The sequence below is a fragment of the Massilia sp. 2TAF26 genome, assembly GCF_052115005.1.
In the GTDB taxonomy this organism is placed as follows: domain Bacteria; phylum Pseudomonadota; class Gammaproteobacteria; order Burkholderiales; family Burkholderiaceae_D; genus Telluria.
On sequence record NZ_JBFRFV010000104.1, the window covers coordinates 1 to 496 of the forward strand.

Annotated in this window: 1 protein-coding gene; it reads left to right on the top strand. The window is 67.5% G+C overall.

Annotated features, from left to right (window positions below; genetic code table 11):
• A partial coding sequence (locus AB4Z32_RS27655) for an IS1595 family transposase (RefSeq protein WP_442125008.1) occupies positions 1-496 on the top strand: 496 nt, incomplete at both ends.

The window sequence follows — 496 nt, forward strand, 5'->3', positions numbered from 1 at the left end:
GGCCGGCCTCGACCGTGTACTCGAGATCGTCGAGCAGCCCGCCGCGCCACTCTGCTGCCCGCACTGCCAGGCCGACAAACCCTTTCGCCACGGCCATGCGCACGGACTGCAGCGCTACCGCTGCCGCAACTGCCATCGCACCTTCAACCTGCTCAGCGGCACGCCGCTGGCGCGGCTGCGCYACAAGGCACACTGGCTCGACTACCTCGGCTGCATGCTCGACTCCCGCAGCGTGCGCCGCTCGGCGCGCGAGATCGGCGTGGCCAGTGCGACCAGCTTTCGATGGCGCCACCGTTTCCTGGCCTTGAGCAAGGATGACCGCCCGCAGCGGCTGAGCGGCATCGCCGAAGCCGATGAGATGTATGTGCTCGAATCGCACAAGGGCTCCAGACATCTCGACCGTCCGCCACGAAGACGCGGCGGCAAGGCGACAAAGCGCGGGATCTCGAATGAACAAGTGTGCATCCTGGTGGCACGCGATCGCAGCGGCCAGACC